Below are 16486 nucleotides of genomic sequence, written 5' to 3' on the forward strand. Positions count from 1 at the left end.
GTAACTACCGCCACCACTGGCGAAACTTCTTGTAGCGGCAGGCTAACAGCACCGCTGCAAGTGCGGCATAAATAATCGGTTGCGGAGAGATAATTTTTACCGACCACAAATAATGTATGGGTGCCAGGATCGCCACAAGATAGACGAAGTTGTGCAGATACTGCCAATATTTACCCAGTTTTCGCTGGGCTGCCTGTGTAGAGGTCAAAGCGAGGGCGAATAAAATGACCCAGCTGAAAATACCCAGCATCAAATAAGGTCGAGTAGTAAGTTCCCGCCCCAGCAATGCCAGGTTATTAATGCCTAATTCCAGTAGCGCATAGCTGGTTAAATGTAACGTCGCCCAGGCGAAACACCATAGCCCTAACAGGCGACGAGTGCGTATCAATAATGGCTGTTTAGCGTAGCGCGCCAACGGCGCCACCAGCAAGGTAGCCAGTAGGAATTTCAGAGCTGTCCGACCGGTAAAGTGCTGAATGTCTTTGACCGGATCGGCGCTCAGTCCCCCATGATTTACCGCCCAAAATAGCCAGAGAAACGGTAAAAGTCCGGTAAGATGCAGGCAAACTTTTAGCCAGGTAATCTGTTTTGCAGTCAAGCGCACTTAAAAATTCTCCCGCAGATCGAGACCTCGGTACAGGGAAGCGACTTCCTTTGCATAGCCGTTAAACAGCAACGTGGGCTGGCGCTGTACATCCAGTATGCCGCCCGCGCCGATAAAGCGTTCTGTCGCTTGTGACCAGCGGGGATGATCGACATGAGGATTCACATTGGCATAAAAACCGTATTCATCGGACGCAGCCATATTCCAGGTGGTTGGCGGGCGTTCACGCGTCAGTTTAATACTGACGATCGACTTAATGCCTTTAAACCCGTATTTCCATGGCACCGTTAAGCGAATAGGGGCACCATTTTGTGGTGGAAGTGCCTTGCCATACACGCCCACTGTAAGCAACGTGAGCGGGTGCATGGCCTCATCCAGACGTAGCCCTTCAACATAAGGATATTTTAACCCACCGCCAATAAAGCGATCTTTCTGTCCCGGCATCTCTTCAGGGGCATAACGTGTTTCGAACGCGACATATTTTGCATTGCTGGTGGGTTCAACCAGCGCTAACAGTTTATGTAAAGGAAAACCAATCCACGGTACGACCATCGACCAGGCTTCAACACAGCGCATTCGATATATACGCTCTTCCAGTGGGAAGCGGGTGGTTAAGGCATCATGATCGAGCGTCAACGGTTTAGCGACTTCACCGCTGATTTTCAGCGTCCAGGGATCGGTTTTCAGACTGCCGGCATTGGCTGCAGGATCGGCTTTGTCGAGGCCGAATTCGTAGAAGTTGTTATAGCCAGAAACCTTATCTTCTGGTGTTAAAGGAAGTGTATTTTGCCAGGCTGCCGGCTTGGTGAAATCAAGGGGTTTACCGGCAGGCGCGGGCGGACGGTCATTGCCTTTAAACCAGCTCAGAAGATCGGCCTCGGCAGAAAAGGGCAAAGACAAAGCGGCGGCGCTGATACCCAGCGCTTTCAGCACCTGGCGGCGCTGCATAAAAAAAGCCGACTCGGCTGTTACATCGGCTTCAGTGAATGGACGTATTTTCTTCATAACGGACTCCCGACATACGCGCAAAGGCTCATACTGGCGCGTAGTTACTATGGCAGGGAGTCCGTCAATGTGCAGAGAAATTTAGTTAATTAAATGTAAATTTGTATCTGCAAATTGTTTTATTTCACTTTCACCAGCGTACGGCCCTGCACCTGGTTATTGATGATGGCATCGGCGAACTTCGGCGCATCGGCAAGCGTGATTTCTGTCGCTGCCTGGGTAAAGAACGACTCTGGCAGGTCGTTAACCAGACGTTGCCAGGCCTGTGCACGACGATCCGGAGGCGTCATCACGGAGTCGACGCCCTGTAAGCGCACGTTGCGCAGAATAAACGGCATCACCGTGGTGGGTAGCGCAAAACCGCCAGCCAGGCCACAGGCGGCAACACAACCGCCATAGTTCATCTGCGCCAGTACTTTTGCCAGCACTTTGTCGCCAACGGTATCAATGGCACCCGCCCACAGTTGCTTTTCCAGCGGACGAGATTCAGCAAACTCATCACGACCCAGAATGCGGTTGGCTCCCAGGCTTTTCAGGTAGTCGTGGGTGCTTTCGCGGCCCGATACTGCCGCAACCTGGTAACCCAGTTTGTGCAGCAGCGCAACGGCAGTACTGCCTACGCCACCGCTGGCACCAGTGACGACGATTTCGCCGTCTTCCGGGCGGATACCGGCATCTTCAAGCGCCATGACGCACAGCATGGCAGTAAAACCGGCGGTACCGATGACCATGGCTTTGCGACCGTCCAGTCCTTTTGGCAGCGCAACCAGCCAATCGCCTTTCACACGAGCGCGTTCGGCCAGTCCCCCCCAATGATTCTCACCCACGCCCCATCCGGTCAGTAAGACTTCCTGACCTGCATGAAAACGAGGATCTTCACTTGTGCGTACGGTACCGGCGAAATCGATACCAGGAATCATCGGAAAATTGCGGATAATTTTACCCTTACCGGTGATGGCGAGGGCATCTTTATAGTTCAGGCTCGACCAGTGAACATCCACCGTCACATCGCCTTCAGGTAGCTGATTTTCGTCGAGGGGTTGAACGGATGCGAGGGTTTTTCCGTCCTGCTGTTCTAAGATCAAAGCCTGCATAACCTGTCCTCAATTCATATAGTGGATTGGAAAATTATCTGTGAAGACTATACTCGCTAATTAAAACATGATGCCGATTCTGCGCAATAAATTGCCAGATATACCTGATTTGGTAGTATGCCCACATTATTTGTGTAAATTGACGGATTTCGCGTTCAGTTTTGCATTTTCGTGTCGCTTTTTCACTTTCACACCTGATTCATCACTGTCGGAGTTAACACAAGGATGCGATTAACGACGAAATTTTCAGCCTTTGTCACGCTGCTTACCGGGTTAACGATTTTCGTGACGCTGATAGGTTGCTCGCTGAGTTTCTATAACGCTATTCAATATAAGTTCACCACCCGCGTCCATGCCGTCGCGACGGCGATCGATACCCATCTGGTCACCAAGGATGTCGTGTCCTTAACGCCGCAAATTGATGAACTGATGATTTCGGTTGATATCGTCCGTATTGAATTGCTTCAGGATGACCGCGTTGTTTATAGCCATTCCCGAACCAGTAGCTACCGCCCGGCGGGGACGAATAACCTTTATCGCAATCTCACCGTGCCATTGGTCAAGCATCCGGGGATGTCGCTGCGCATGGTTTACCAGGATCCGATGGGCAACTATTTCCATTCGTTGATGACTACGGCACCGCTCACGCTATCGATAGGCTTTATTATCCTGATGCTGTTTTTGTCGGTGCGCTGGCTTCAACGTCAACTTTCCGGACAGGAATTACTGGAGATTCGTTCAACGCGGATCCTCAACGGTGAACGCGGGCCAAACGTGCGGGGAACGGTCTATGAGTGGCCAGCGCGTACCAGTAGTGCGCTCGACATGCTACTGACCGAAATTCAAAATGCTCGTGAGCAGCGCAGCAGGCTGGATACGCTAATTCGCTCCTATGTCGCGCAGGATACAAAAACGGGGCTGAGCAACCGCTTGTTCTTTGATAACCAACTGGCGACGCTGCTGGAAGATCAGGAAAAAGTCGGCTCGCATGGTGTGGTGATGATGGTTCGTTTGCCGGACTTTACGCTGCTACGCGAGAGCTGGGGCATTACCCAGGCGGAAGAACAAATTTCAACGCTTATCAATTTGTTGTCTACCTTTATGATGCGCTATCCGGGCGCACTGTTAGCGCGTTACCACCGAAGCGATTTTGCCATCCTGCTGCCACACCGCACGTTAAAAGAAGCGGAAAGTATCGCCGGGCAACTCTTAAAGGCGGTGGATGCACTTCCGGCTAACAAAATGATCGATCGTGCCGATATGGTTCATATTGGCATTTGTGTCTGTCGCAGCGGTCAGTCGACTGAACAAGTTATGGATCACGCTGAAGCCGCCACCCGGAATTCAGTATTACAAGGCGGGAACAGTTGGTCGGTGTATGACGACTCTCTGCCGGAAAAAGGCCGGGGCAATGTGCGCTGGCGAACGCTGATTGAACAGATGCTCAGTCGGGGCGGACCGCGAATTTATCAAAAACCTGCCGTAACGCGTGAAGGGCGGGTGCACCATCGCGAGCTGATGTGCCGTATTTTCGATGGCAGCGAAGAGGTTATTTCGGCGGAATATATGCCGATGGTGCTGCAATTTGGTCTGGCGGAAGAGTATGACCGTCTGCAAATCAGCCGTTTGATCCTGTTGTTGGGGTACTGGCCGCAGGAAAGCCTGGCGATGCAGACGACGGTTGAATCGCTCATTCGCCCACGTTTTCAGCGTTGGCTGCGAGATACGCTGATGCAGTGCGAAAAATCGCTACGTAAACGCATAATTATTGAACTTGCTGAGGCGGATGTTTGTCAACACATCAGCCGGTTACAACCGGTTATCCGATTGATGGATGCGCTTGGCGTACGTATTGCCGTTACGCAGGCCGGTTTAACGTTGGTGAGTACCAGTTGGATCAAAGAGCTGAATGTCGAATTGTTGAAGCTTCATCCCAGTCTGGTGAGAAACATTGATAAGCGAACGGAAAATCAGCTGCTGGTTCAAAGCCTGGTAGAGACGTGTACCGGAACGCCAACGCAGGTTTATGCCACGGGCGTTCGTTCGCGCAGCGAGTGGCATACCCTGACAGAACGTGGAGTCGCGGGTGGGCAGGGTGATTTTTTTGCCGCATCACAGCCACTTGACACAAACGTGAAAAAATATTCGCAAAGATACTCGGTTTAACCTGCCGTTTAATTTGTTTTCACGTAGAATAACGCGCGCTGTGCCTTCTGGGGGTGTGCTTGTCTGCTCGCCAGGTTGTAACAGCAAACATGCAGGTGAATGACCTTTGACAGGTTGCAAACAAAAGCGAGGACTGCTGCTGAGTTTTTCAGCCCTGATGGACTCAGGCCGGTTTTGTAACAAAGGAAACGAACTGCACTAATTTTCACCGTAGCAGATGATTTTTGCGCCTTGTCGCTGCTGCGTGTGGTTGGTAAAGTAAGCGGATTTTGTTTTCCGCCCCAGCTTTCAGGATTATCCCTTAGTATGTTGAAAAAATTTCGTGGCATGTTTTCCAATGACCTGTCCATTGACCTGGGTACCGCGAATACCCTTATTTATGTAAAAGGACAAGGCATCGTATTGAATGAGCCTTCCGTTGTGGCCATTCGTCAGGATCGTGCCGGTTCGCCGAAAAGCGTGGCTGCAGTAGGTCATGATGCGAAGCAGATGCTGGGCCGTACGCCGGGCAATATCGCTGCAATTCGCCCAATGAAAGATGGCGTTATCGCTGACTTCTTCGTGACTGAAAAAATGCTCCAGCACTTTATTAAACAAGTGCACAGCAATAGCTTCATGCGCCCAAGCCCGCGCGTACTGGTGTGTGTACCGGTTGGAGCAACTCAGGTTGAACGCCGTGCCATCCGTGAATCCGCTCAGGGTGCAGGTGCACGTGAAGTGTTCCTGATCGAAGAGCCGATGGCGGCAGCGATCGGTGCGGGCCTGCCAGTTTCTGAAGCAACCGGCTCAATGGTTGTCGATATCGGTGGTGGTACCACAGAAGTCGCCGTTATCTCTCTGAACGGCGTAGTTTACTCCTCCTCCGTGCGTATTGGTGGTGACCGCTTCGACGAAGCCATCATTAATTATGTTCGCCGTAACTACGGCTCTCTGATCGGTGAAGCTACCGCGGAACGTATTAAGCACGAAATCGGTTCTGCTTATCCTGGCGACGAAGTACGCGAGATCGAAGTTCGCGGTCGTAACCTGGCAGAAGGTGTTCCACGTGGCTTTACCCTGAACTCTAACGAGATCCTTGAAGCGCTGCAGGAACCCCTGACCGGTATCGTAAGCGCGGTGATGGTTGCACTGGAACAGTGTCCGCCAGAACTGGCGTCTGACATCTCAGAACGCGGTATGGTCCTGACCGGCGGCGGTGCGCTGCTGCGTAACCTTGACCGTCTGTTAATGGAAGAGACCGGTATTCCAGTTGTTGTTGCCGAAGATCCGCTGACCGGTGTGGCTCGCGGTGGCGGTAAAGCACTGGAAATGATCGATATGCACGGCGGCGACTTGTTCAGCGAAGAGTAATCGGATGCAGGAAGGGTAGCCCTGGGTTGCTCTTCCGCTCTGATGCGAGAATACGCATAGACTATGAAGCCAATTTTTAGCCGTGGCCCGTCGCTACAGATTCGCCTTATTCTGGCGGTGCTGGTGGCGCTCGGCGTTATTATTGCCGACAGCCGCCTGGGTACGTTTAGTCAAATCCGAACGTACATGGATACCGCCGTCAGTCCTTTCTACTTTATCTCTAATGGTCCCCGTGAATTACTCGACGGCGTGTCGCAAACGCTGGCTTCTCGTGACCAACTCGAACTTGAAAACCGGGCGTTGCGTCAGGAACTGCTGCTGAAAAACAGTGAACTGCTGATGCTGGGGCAATATAAACAGGAGAACGCGCGTTTGCGTGAGCTGCTGGGATCGCCGCTGCGCCAGGACGAACAAAAAATGGTGACGCAGGTCATCTCAACGGTTAACGATCCTTACAGCGATCAGGTGGTGATCGACAAAGGGAGTGTTAACGGCGTTTATGAAGGTCAGCCAGTCATCAGCGATAAAGGCGTAGTGGGCCAGGTTGTTGCGGTGGCCAAACTGACCAGCCGCGTACTGCTGATTTGTGACGCGACGCATGCACTGCCAATCCAGGTATTGCGTAACGATATTCGCGTGATCGCTGCCGGTAACGGCTGCACGGACGATCTTCAGCTTGAACACTTGCCGGCTAATACTGACATTCGCGTTGGCGATGTGCTGGTTACCTCCGGTCTGGGTGGGCGTTTCCCTGAAGGCTATCCAGTCGGTGTCGTTTCCTCTGTGAAGCTGGATACCCAGCGCGCATACACCGTGATTCAGGCGCGCCCGACGGCGGGTTTACAGCGTCTGCGCTATCTGCTGCTGCTGTGGGGAGCCGATCGTAATGGTGCTAACCCGATGACGCCAGAAGAAGTGCACCGTGTAGCTAATGAACGTCTGATGCAAATGATGCCGCAAGTCCTGCCGGCACCGGATGCCATGGGGCCTCCTGCGCCAGTTCCTGCTCCGGCGACAGGTGTAACGCCGGTTCCTGCAACAACCACGCCGTCACAACCTGCTCCGCGTAAGCCGGGAGGGCAGTAAGTGGCAAGCATCCGTCACCAGGGACGTTGGGTCATTTGGCTCTCGTTCCTAATTGCATTTCTGCTGCAAGTCATGCCCTGGCCGGACGAGATCCTCGTTTTCCGGCCGAACTGGGTGCTGCTCATTCTGCTGTACTGGATCCTGGCGCTGCCGCATCGCGTAAATGTGGGCACAGGATTTATCGTGGGTGCCATACTGGATCTCATTAGCGGCTCTACGCTTGGTGTGCGGGCATTGTCGATGAGTATCATTGCTTATCTGGTCGCACTGAAATTTCAGCTCTTCCGTAACCTCGCGCTCTGGCAGCAGGCGCTGGTAGTTATGTTGTTGTCACTGGTCGTGGATATTATTGTTTTCTGGGCCGAGTTTTTAGTGATCAACGTCTCTTTCAGACCTGAAGTGTTCTGGAGTAGTGTAGTAAATGGTGTGCTTTGGCCATGGCTATTCTTACTGATGCGTAAAGTCCGCCAGCAGTTTGCGGTGCAATAAAGGTTGATATGAATACTCTGTATCTTGCTTCAGGTTCTCCACGTCGTCAGGAGTTGCTCGCTCAGCTTGGTGTTACGTTTGAACGGCTGGTTCCTGGAATTGAAGAACAGCGGCACCCGCAGGAAAGCGCTCAGCAGTATGTTGTTCGTCTGGCGCGTGAAAAAGCGCAGGCAGGCGTAGCAATGGCTGTGCGCGATTTACCTGTGCTGGGGGCGGATACCATTGTTATCCTTAATGGCGAAGTGCTGGAAAAACCGCATGATGCCGACCATGCAGCAGCGATGCTGCACAAGCTGTCAGGCAAAACGCATCAGGTCATGACGGCTGTCGCATTAGCCGATCGCCAGCACAACCTGGACTGTCTGGTGGTGACGGAAGTGACATTCAGAACACTAACAGATGAGGACATCGCCGGTTATGTTGCCAGCGGTGAGCCTATGGATAAAGCAGGTGCATACGGTATTCAAGGGTTGGGTGGCTGTTTTGTCAGGAAGATCAATGGCAGCTATCACGCCGTAGTCGGCTTACCGCTGGTAGAAACGTATGAGTTGCTGAGCAATTTTAACGCACTGCGTGAGAAAAGGGATAAACATGACGGCTGAATTGTTGGTAAACGTAACGCCATCGGAAACGCGGGTGGCGTACATTGATGGCGGTATTCTGCAGGAAATTCATATTGAACGTGAGGCGCGACGCGGAATCGTAGGCAATATCTACAAAGGTCGTGTAAGTCGTGTACTTCCGGGTATGCAGGCGGCTTTTGTAGATATTGGGCTGGATAAAGCCGCATTTCTCCACGCATCAGACATCATGCCGCATACCGAATGCGTAGCGGGTGAAGAACAAAAACAGTTCACTGTACGCGATATCTCCGAACTTGTGCGTCAGGGGCAAGACCTGATGGTACAGGTGGTGAAAGATCCTCTGGGCACGAAGGGCGCACGCCTGACAACGGACATCACGCTACCTTCCCGTTATCTCGTCTTTATGCCGGGGGCGTCGCACGTGGGGGTTTCTCAGCGAATCGAGAGCGAAACCGAACGCGAACGCCTGAAAAAGGTGGTGGCGGATTACTGCGACGAACAGGGCGGATTCATCATTCGTACGGCGGCTGAAGGCGTTTGTGAAGAGGATCTGGCTTCGGATGCTGCCTACCTGAAGCGTGTCTGGACGAAGGTCATGGAGCGTAAGAAGCGGCCACAAACGCGCTACCAGATGTATGGTGAATTGGCACTGGCACAGCGCGTTCTGCGTGATTTTGCTGATGCTCAGTTAGACCGAATTCGCGTTGATTCCCGTCTGACTTATGAAGCGTTGCTGGAATTTACGGCGGAATACATCCCGGAGATGACCAGCAAACTGGAACATTACAGCGGACGCCAACCGATTTTCGATCTCTTCGACGTTGAGAATGAAATCCAACGAGCGCTGGAGCGCAAGGTTGAGCTGAAATCCGGCGGCTATTTGATCATCGACCAAACCGAAGCGATGACTACCGTCGACATCAACACCGGCGCATTTGTTGGGCATCGTAATCTCGACGACACTATCTTTAATACTAATATTGAAGCAACGCAGGCCATTGCTCGTCAGCTGCGTCTGCGTAATCTGGGCGGCATAATCATTATCGATTTTATCGACATGAATAATGAAGATCACCGCCGCCGGGTGCTGCACTCTCTGGAGCAGGCGCTGAGCAAGGATCGCGTAAAAACCAGCATTAACGGTTTTTCACAGCTGGGTCTGGTAGAGATGACACGTAAGCGCACGCGTGAAAGCGTGGAGCATGTGCTGTGTAACGAGTGCCCAACCTGCCACGGACGTGGCACGGTGAAAACGGTCGAAACCGTATGTTATGAAATCATGCGTGAAATCGTCCGCGTGCACCATGCTTACGACTCCGATCGTTTCCTGGTGTATGCGTCTCCGGCAGTGGCTGAAACCCTGAAAGGGGAAGAGTCGCATGCGCTGGCGGAAGTGGAAATCTTTGTCGGCAAACAGGTCAAAGTACAAGTCGAACCGCTCTATAACCAGGAGCAGTTTGACGTGGTAATGATGTAAATCGTGTAGTGGCACCCGCGCATGTAGGCCGGATAAGGCACAAACGCCGCTATCCGGCAATATTCACTCAAGGGGTGTGAGTCACATTTTTTGGCAGACAAGGAGAGGCGCGTGAGGCGATTGCCGGGGATTTTACTGCTCACTGGAGCCGCATTCGTTGTCATCGCAGCGCTGCTGGTCAGTGGGCTGCGCCTTGCTCTACCGCATCTCGATAGCTGGCGTCCGACCATTCTGGGCAAGATCGAATCTGCCACCGGTATGCCCGTTTCCGCCAGCCAGCTTTCTGCTAACTGGCAAAATTTTGGCCCTACGCTCGAAGCTCGCGATATTCATGCACAGCTGAAAGACGGTGGCGAATTCTCGGTAAAGCGTGTCACGCTGGCGCTGGATGTCTGGCAAAGTTTGCTGCACATGCGCTGGCAGTTTCGCGATCTCACCTTCTGGCAACTGCAGTTGCGCACCAATACACCGATCCAGCGCGGCGATAGCGGCGACGGGATTGAAACCAGCCACATCAGCGATCTGTTCCTGCGCCAGTTTGATCATTTTGATCTTCGCGACAGCCAGGTTAGTTTTTTGACCCTGTCAGGCCAGCGTGCGGAACTGGCGATCCCTCAGCTAACCTGGTTGAACGGTAAAAACCGGCATCGTGCTGAAGGCCAGGTCAGCCTCTCCAGCCTGACCGGGCAGCACGGTGTTATGCAGGTGCGTATGGATCTGCGTGATGATGACGGCCTGCTGAATAATGGTCGAGTCTGGCTGCAGGCTGACGACATCGACGTTAAGCCGTGGTTGGGAAAATGGATGCAGGATAATGTTGCGCTGCAAACTGCGCGCTTTAGCCTGGAAGGCTGGATGACGCTCAACAAAGGCGAAATCTCTGGTGGCGATGTCTGGTTGAAAAAGGGCGGCGCAAGCTGGAAGGGAGAGAGCAACATCCACACGCTGTCCGTCGATAACCTGACTGCGCATATCAGCCGTGAGCACTCTGGTTGGTTGTTTGCTATCCCGGATACGCGCATCACGATGGATGACAAACCCTGGCCGAGTGGGGCATTAACGCTGGCCTGGTTCCCCGGGCAGGAAGTGGGGGGCGCCAATAATAAGCGCAGCGACGAATTACGTATTCGCGCCAGTAACCTGGAGCTAGCCGGGTTAGAGGGGCTACGCCCGATGGCCGCTAAGTTATCTCCGGCATTGGGTGATATCTGGCGGGCCACGCAACCGAGCGGCAAGATAAATGTGTTGGCGTTGGATATCCCGTTACAGGCGACCGAAAAAACCCGTTTCCAGTCCTCGTGGACCGATCTGGCCTGGAAACAGTGGAAGCTGCTGCCGGGGGCAGAACATTTCTCCGGTACATTGTCTGGCAGCGTGGAAAATGGCGCATTAACGGCCTCCATGAAGCAGGCAAAAATGCCGTATGAAACCGTCTTTCGTGCCCCGCTGGAGATAGAAGATGGCGTGGCAACGCTCAGTTGGCTGAAGAATGAAAATGGCTTTCAGCTAGACGGGCGCAATATTGACGTTAAAGCGAAAGCGGTACATGCGCGCGGCGGTTTTCGTTATCTGCAACCAACCGGTGATGAACCGTGGCTGGGGATTCTGGCGGGGATTAGCACTCACGATGGCTCCCAGGCCTGGCGCTATTTCCCGGAAAATCTGATGGGAAAAGAGCTGGTTGATTATCTCAGTGGGGCAATTCAGGGCGGTGAGGCGGATAACGCAACACTGGTTTATGGCGGTAACCCACATCTGTTCCCGTATTTGCATAACGAAGGTCAGTTCCAGGTGCTGGTGCCGCTGCGTAATGCAAAATTTGCCTTCCAGCCGGACTGGCCCGCACTGACTGACCTCAATATTGAACTGAACTTCATTAACGATGGCCTGTGGATGAAGACGGATAGCGTCAATTTAGGGGGGGTAAAAGCCACTAACCTGACGGCAAATATCCCTGACTACGCAAAAGAAAAACTGCTGATTGATGCCGACATCAACGGGCCGGGCAAAGCGGTTGGGCCTTATTTCGACGAAACACCGCTGAAAGAGTCGCTTGGTGCCACGCTGGAACAGCTGCAAATTGACGGTGATGTGAGTGCTCGCTTACATCTTGATATCCCGTTAGATGGTTCGCTGGTTACGGCCAAAGGCGACGTGAACCTGCGTAATAACAGTCTGTTTATCAAGCCGCTCGATAGCACGCTGAAGAATTTGAACGGTAAATTCAGCTTTATCAACGGCGATCTCAAGAGTGAGCCGATGACGGCGCACTGGTTTAATCAGCCGCTGAACGTCGACTTTTCCACTACCGAGGGTGCAAAAGCTTACCAGGTTGCTGTGAATCTGAACGGTGACTGGCAGCCAACTCGCATGGGGATACTCCCCGCACAGGTGAATGACGCCTTAAGCGGCAGTATGGCGTGGAACGGTAAGGTTGGCATTGACCTGCCATATCATGCCGGAGCGACCTACAACATTGAGCTGAAAGGCGACCTGAAAAATGTAAGCAGTCACTTACCTGCTCCGTTAAACAAAGTCGCCGGTGAGTCGCTACCGGTTAATGTTAAGGCAGATGGTAACCTGCGCAGCTTCGATCTGACCGGTAACGCCGGAAGCAAGAACCACTTTAACAGCCACTGGTTGCTGAATCAGAAACTGACGCTTGACCGCGCAATCTGGACTTCGGAAAGCCGTACCGTGCCAGCGCTTCCTGACCAGCAGGGTATCGAACTTAATCTTCCGCCCATGGACGGTGCGCAATGGCTGGCATTGTTCCAGAAAGGCGCGGCAGATAACGTCGGAAGTAATGCGAACTTCCCGCAGCGTATTGCGGTGCGCACGCCTTCTTTATCCCTGGGCGGCCAGCAGTGGAATAACCTGAGCATTGTGTCTGAACCTGGGCTTAATGGTACCAGCGTACGGGCACAGGGGCGTGAGATTAACGCCACATTGGCTATGCGCAATAATGCTCCGTGGCTTGCCAATATCAAGTACCTGTATTACAACCCGAACGCTGCAACGTCATCGCCAAATACAACGCCAGCCTCGCCGTTCTCTGCTATCAGTAACGTCAGTTTCCGTGGCTGGCCGGATGCGCAGATACGCTGCGAAGAGTGCTGGATGTGGGGGCAAAAGTATGGGCGCATTGATGCCGATGTCGCGATAAAAGGTGACACATTAACGTTGAGCAATGGTCTGTTGGATACCGGGTTTGCCCGGCTGACCGCCGATGGCGAATGGGTCAATGTGCCGGGCAAGGAGCGTACGTCACTGAAAGGAAAGCTGAATGGCAACAAGATTGATTCAGCCGCGGGTTTCTTTGGCGTATCTACCCCGATTCGTAACTCTTCCTTTAACGTCGAGTACGATCTGCACTGGCGTAATCCGCCCTGGGATCCGGATGAAGCTTCACTGAATGGGATTTTGCGTACCCGTTTGGGCAAAGGTGAATTGACTGAACTTAGCACCGGACATGCGGGACAACTGTTACGTCTGCTGAGCTTTGATGCGCTATTACGTAAACTGCGTTTTGATTTTAGCGATACGTTCAGCGAAGGTTTTTACTTTGACTCTATCCGCAGTACGGCGTGGATCAAAGACGGTGTGATGCACACTGATGATACGCTGGTGGATGGCCTGGAAGCTGACATCGCCATGAAAGGTTCGGTGAATCTGGTGCGTCGCGAACTGGATATGGAAGCCGTTGTCGCACCTGAAATTTCTGCCACCGTTGGGGTGGCCGCGGCGTTTGCCGTCAACCCAATTGTCGGCGCGGCGGTATTTGCCGCCAGTAAAGTTTTGGGACCGCTGTGGAGCAAAGTTTCAATTCTGCGCTATCGCATTACCGGTCCGGTCGATAAGCCACAGATCAACGAAGTTCTGCGCCAGCCGCGCAAAGAAAGCCAGCAATGATTTGACGGGGGCGAGTAATTGCCCCAATCTCAACATAGAACTTCTACCGCAGTCCGTAGGCCGGATAAGGCGTTTACGCCGCCATCCGGGCATTGAAGCGCCTGATGGCGACGCTGGCGCGTCTTATCAGGCCTACAACAGTAACTAATGAGTAGCAAAACGATGAGTCTGAACCTGGTAAGTGAACAATTGCTAGCGGCGAATGGCCTGAAACATCAGGATCTGTTTGCCATCCTGGGCCAACTGGCCGAACGCCGTCTTGATTACGGCGATCTCTATTTTCAGTCGAGCTATCACGAATCCTGGGTTTTAGAAGACCGCATCATTAAAGATGGTTCTTACAATATCGATCAGGGCGTTGGCGTGCGCGCCATCAGCGGCGAAAAAACCGGGTTTGCCTATGCAGACCAGATTAGCCTGCTGGCGCTGGAGCAAAGTGCTCATGCCGCGCGTACTATCGTGCGCGACAGCGGTGATGGCAAAGTAAAAACGCTGGGGGCGGTAGAGCATCAGGCGCTTTATACCTCAGTAGATCCCCTGCAGAGCATGAGCCGCGAAGAGAAGCTGGATATTCTGCGCCGCGTAGACAGCGTGGCGCGTGCCGCCGACAAGCGTGTGCAGGAAGTGACGGCGAGCCTGACCGGTGTGTATGAATTGATTCTGGTGGCGGCGACCGACGGTACACTGGCCGCTGACGTCCGTCCTCTGGTGCGTTTGTCCGTAAGCGTACAGGTTGAAGAGGATGGCAAACGCGAGCGTGGCGCCAGCGGTGGCGGCGGTCGTTTTGGCTATGACTATTTCCTTGGCGACCTCGATGGCGAAGTTCGTGCTGACGCATGGGCGAAAGAGGCCGTACGCATGGCGCTGGTCAATCTCTCTGCGGTAGCCGCGCCTGCCGGTACGCTGCCGGTGGTACTCGGCGCTGGCTGGCCGGGCGTTCTGCTGCATGAAGCGGTCGGTCATGGTCTGGAAGGTGACTTTAACCGCCGTGGCACGTCGGTATTCAGCGGTCACATGGGTGAGCTGGTGGCGTCAGAATTGTGTACCGTCGTTGATGATGGCACGATGGCGGATCGTCGTGGTTCAGTAGCCATTGATGACGAAGGAACGCCGGGTCAGTACAACGTGCTGATCGAAAACGGCATTCTGAAAGGCTATATGCAGGACAAACTCAATGCGCGCCTGATGGGCGTGGCGCCAACGGGTAACGGTCGTCGTGAATCTTACGCGCATCTGCCCATGCCGCGTATGACCAACACCTATATGCTGCCGGGCAAATCCACGCCGCAGGAAATCATCGAATCCGTTGAATACGGTATTTATGCGCCTAATTTCGGCGGTGGCCAGGTGGATATCACCTCCGGTAAATTCGTGTTCTCTACCTCCGAAGCGTATCTGATTGAAAACGGTAAAGTGACCAAACCGGTGAAAGGCGCGACGCTGATTGGCTCTGGTATCGAAGCAATGCAGCAGATTTCGATGGTGGGTAACGACCTGAAACTGGATAACGGCGTGGGTGTTTGCGGTAAAGAAGGACAGAGTCTGCCGGTTGGCGTGGGCCAGCCGACGCTGAAGGTGGATAACCTGACCGTAGGTGGCACCGCGTAACATCATGATTCAGGCCCGATAAGCACCAGTGCTATCGGGCATCTTGCCAGATGCGGCGTCAACGCCTTATCCGGCCTGGACTCTTTTTATTTCTCTTTTCCTCGACCGTACATTCCCTGAAACAGCTGCGCCACATCGACAAAATAATCCGTCAGATAGTTAATCACCACCTGCACCTTGAGCGGCAGCTTATCCTTTTCGGTATACAACGCATACACCGGACGTGGATCTGACTGGTAGCGGGGGAGCAGGATCTCCACTTCGCCGCGGTTGATCTCATTGATCACCCACATCAGCGGTACATAGGCAATGCCCGCGCCTGCGGCCAGCCAGCGTACCAGCGTCATCGGATCGTTAGTTACGAAACGTCCCTCTGGGATCAGGCGGGTAGAGATGCCCTCCGGGGCGATAAGCTCGAATTCATTATCCGGACGCACGCTGTATTCCAGCCACGAGTGGTTGCTGAGATCGGCGGGTTTCTCCGGGACGCCAAACTGCGCGAGATAGCTTTTTGCGGCGCAGACCACCATCGGCATAGCCCCCAGACGACGCGAAAAAAGGCTGGAGTCCTGCAGGGCACCCACGCGGATAACCACGTCCAGACCGTCGGCAATCAGGTCGGGTGCCGGTATTCCCGTCACCAGATTTACCGTCAGCCCAGGATACTCTTTGAGCATTTTTGCGGTCAGTCCGGCGAGGACATTTTGTGCCATGGTTGAAGAACAACCAATGCGCAGCGTGCCAATGGGCGTGTTGTTAAAAGCATACAGTTGCTCGTGAACATCCTGCGCTTCGTGCAGCATCCGGCGGCAGCCCTGATAATAAATTTTACCGGCTTCAGTTAGCCCAATGCTACGCGTGCTGCGGTTTAGCAGCTTGACCTGTAGCTCATCTTCCAGTTTTGAGACCGTCTGGCTTATCGATGAAACGCTCATTTGTAGCTGTCTTGCGGCGGCGGTGAAGGAGCCCAGTTCGACAACTTTGGCGAACACCGACATACGTTTTAATCGTTCCATTGTTCACTCTGGCTTAAAAGTGATTTAGATCACATAATATAGATAACAGCATAACAGTTACGTTAATATATTATTATTCAAATAACGGCTATGTC

12 protein-coding genes are annotated in these 16486 nt (G+C 53.2%); 8 read left to right on the forward strand and 4 right to left on the reverse strand.

From position 1 onward, the window contains the following. Positions 1-4: 4 nt before the first annotated feature. The 3 genes from msrQ to FDX24_RS18945 all read right to left on the reverse strand — a co-directional run bounded on the left by msrQ (position 5) and on the right by FDX24_RS18945 (position 2703). Positions 5-604, reverse strand: a complete 600-nt coding sequence (gene msrQ, locus FDX24_RS18935; RefSeq protein ID WP_048213461.1) for a protein-methionine-sulfoxide reductase heme-binding subunit MsrQ — start codon at positions 602-604, stop codon at positions 5-7. Then, complete coding sequence (gene msrP, locus FDX24_RS18940) at positions 605-1609, reverse strand: protein-methionine-sulfoxide reductase catalytic subunit MsrP (RefSeq protein ID WP_048213460.1); 1005 nt, start codon at positions 1607-1609, stop codon at positions 605-607. A 119-nt stretch (positions 1610-1728) separates the two neighbouring features. After that, positions 1729-2703, reverse strand: coding sequence for an MDR family oxidoreductase (locus FDX24_RS18945; protein ID WP_048213459.1), 975 nt, complete (start codon positions 2701-2703; stop codon positions 1729-1731). 225 nt (positions 2704-2928) lie between these two features. Here FDX24_RS18945 and csrD point away from each other — a divergent pair, with 225 nt between their 5' ends. The 8 genes from csrD to tldD all read left to right on the forward strand — a co-directional run bounded on the left by csrD (position 2929) and on the right by tldD (position 15375). Beyond that, positions 2929-4869, forward strand: a complete 1941-nt coding sequence (gene csrD / locus FDX24_RS18950) for an RNase E specificity factor CsrD (protein WP_137364765.1) — start codon at positions 2929-2931, stop codon at positions 4867-4869. A 306-nt stretch (positions 4870-5175) separates the two neighbouring features. Next, positions 5176-6219: a rod shape-determining protein MreB gene (gene mreB / locus FDX24_RS18955; protein WP_137364766.1), complete on the forward strand. Its 1044-nt coding sequence runs from the start codon at positions 5176-5178 to the stop codon at positions 6217-6219. 63 nt (positions 6220-6282) lie between these two features. Next, positions 6283-7305, forward strand: coding sequence for a rod shape-determining protein MreC (mreC, locus tag FDX24_RS18960; protein ID WP_040234170.1), 1023 nt, complete (start codon positions 6283-6285; stop codon positions 7303-7305). Further along, on the forward strand, positions 7306-7794 hold the full coding sequence (gene mreD / locus FDX24_RS18965) for a rod shape-determining protein MreD (protein ID WP_040234168.1): 489 nt from the start codon (positions 7306-7308) through the stop codon (positions 7792-7794). An 8-nt stretch (positions 7795-7802) separates the two neighbouring features. Next, a complete protein-coding gene (locus FDX24_RS18970) occupies positions 7803-8396 on the forward strand; it encodes a nucleoside triphosphate pyrophosphatase (RefSeq protein WP_061068704.1) in 594 nt (197 codons plus the stop codon). Further along, positions 8386-9855: a ribonuclease G gene (gene rng / locus FDX24_RS18975; protein WP_003828822.1), complete on the forward strand. Its 1470-nt coding sequence runs from the start codon at positions 8386-8388 to the stop codon at positions 9853-9855. The genes FDX24_RS18970 and rng overlap by 11 nt, the downstream gene beginning before the upstream one ends. A 111-nt stretch (positions 9856-9966) precedes the next feature. Beyond that, positions 9967-13767 (forward strand): AsmA2 domain-containing protein YhdP, encoded by a 3801-nt coding sequence (yhdP, locus tag FDX24_RS18980; RefSeq protein ID WP_137364767.1) that lies wholly within the window; start codon positions 9967-9969, stop codon positions 13765-13767. A gap of 162 nt (positions 13768-13929) precedes the next feature. After that, positions 13930-15375 (forward strand): metalloprotease TldD, encoded by a 1446-nt coding sequence (gene tldD, locus FDX24_RS18985; RefSeq protein ID WP_003025183.1) that lies wholly within the window; start codon positions 13930-13932, stop codon positions 15373-15375. An 86-nt stretch (positions 15376-15461) separates the two neighbouring features. Here the strand turns inward: tldD and aaeR are convergent, their stop codons facing one another. Further along, positions 15462-16391 carry an HTH-type transcriptional activator AaeR gene (gene aaeR, locus FDX24_RS18990; protein ID WP_038634351.1) on the reverse strand — a complete coding sequence of 310 codons (930 nt, stop codon included), beginning with the start codon at positions 16389-16391 and terminating at the stop codon, positions 15462-15464. Between the last annotated feature and the right edge of the window lie 95 nt (positions 16392-16486).

This window comes from Citrobacter sp. wls716, assembly GCF_005280975.1.
Taxonomy (GTDB): Bacteria; Pseudomonadota; Gammaproteobacteria; order Enterobacterales; family Enterobacteriaceae; genus Citrobacter; species Citrobacter youngae.

What these genes read in the sequence shown, in the direction of transcription:
- FDX24_RS18945 (WP_048213459.1), bottom strand. Translation starts at nt 2,703, where the DNA reads ATGCAGGCTTTGATCTTAGAACAGCAGGACGGAAAAACCCTCGCATCC.
- aaeR (WP_038634351.1), bottom strand. Translation starts at nt 16,391, where the DNA reads ATGGAACGATTAAAACGTATGTCGGTGTTCGCCAAAGTTGTCGAACTG.
- csrD (WP_137364765.1), top strand. Translation starts at nt 2,929, where the DNA reads ATGCGATTAACGACGAAATTTTCAGCCTTTGTCACGCTGCTTACCGGG.
- rng (WP_003828822.1), top strand. Translation starts at nt 8,386, where the DNA reads ATGACGGCTGAATTGTTGGTAAACGTAACGCCATCGGAAACGCGGGTG.
- mreC (WP_040234170.1), top strand. Translation starts at nt 6,283, where the DNA reads ATGAAGCCAATTTTTAGCCGTGGCCCGTCGCTACAGATTCGCCTTATT.
- mreB (WP_137364766.1), top strand. Translation starts at nt 5,176, where the DNA reads ATGTTGAAAAAATTTCGTGGCATGTTTTCCAATGACCTGTCCATTGAC.
- FDX24_RS18970 (WP_061068704.1), top strand. Translation starts at nt 7,803, where the DNA reads ATGAATACTCTGTATCTTGCTTCAGGTTCTCCACGTCGTCAGGAGTTG.
- tldD (WP_003025183.1), top strand. Translation starts at nt 13,930, where the DNA reads ATGAGTCTGAACCTGGTAAGTGAACAATTGCTAGCGGCGAATGGCCTG.
- msrP (WP_048213460.1), bottom strand. Translation starts at nt 1,609, where the DNA reads ATGAAGAAAATACGTCCATTCACTGAAGCCGATGTAACAGCCGAGTCG.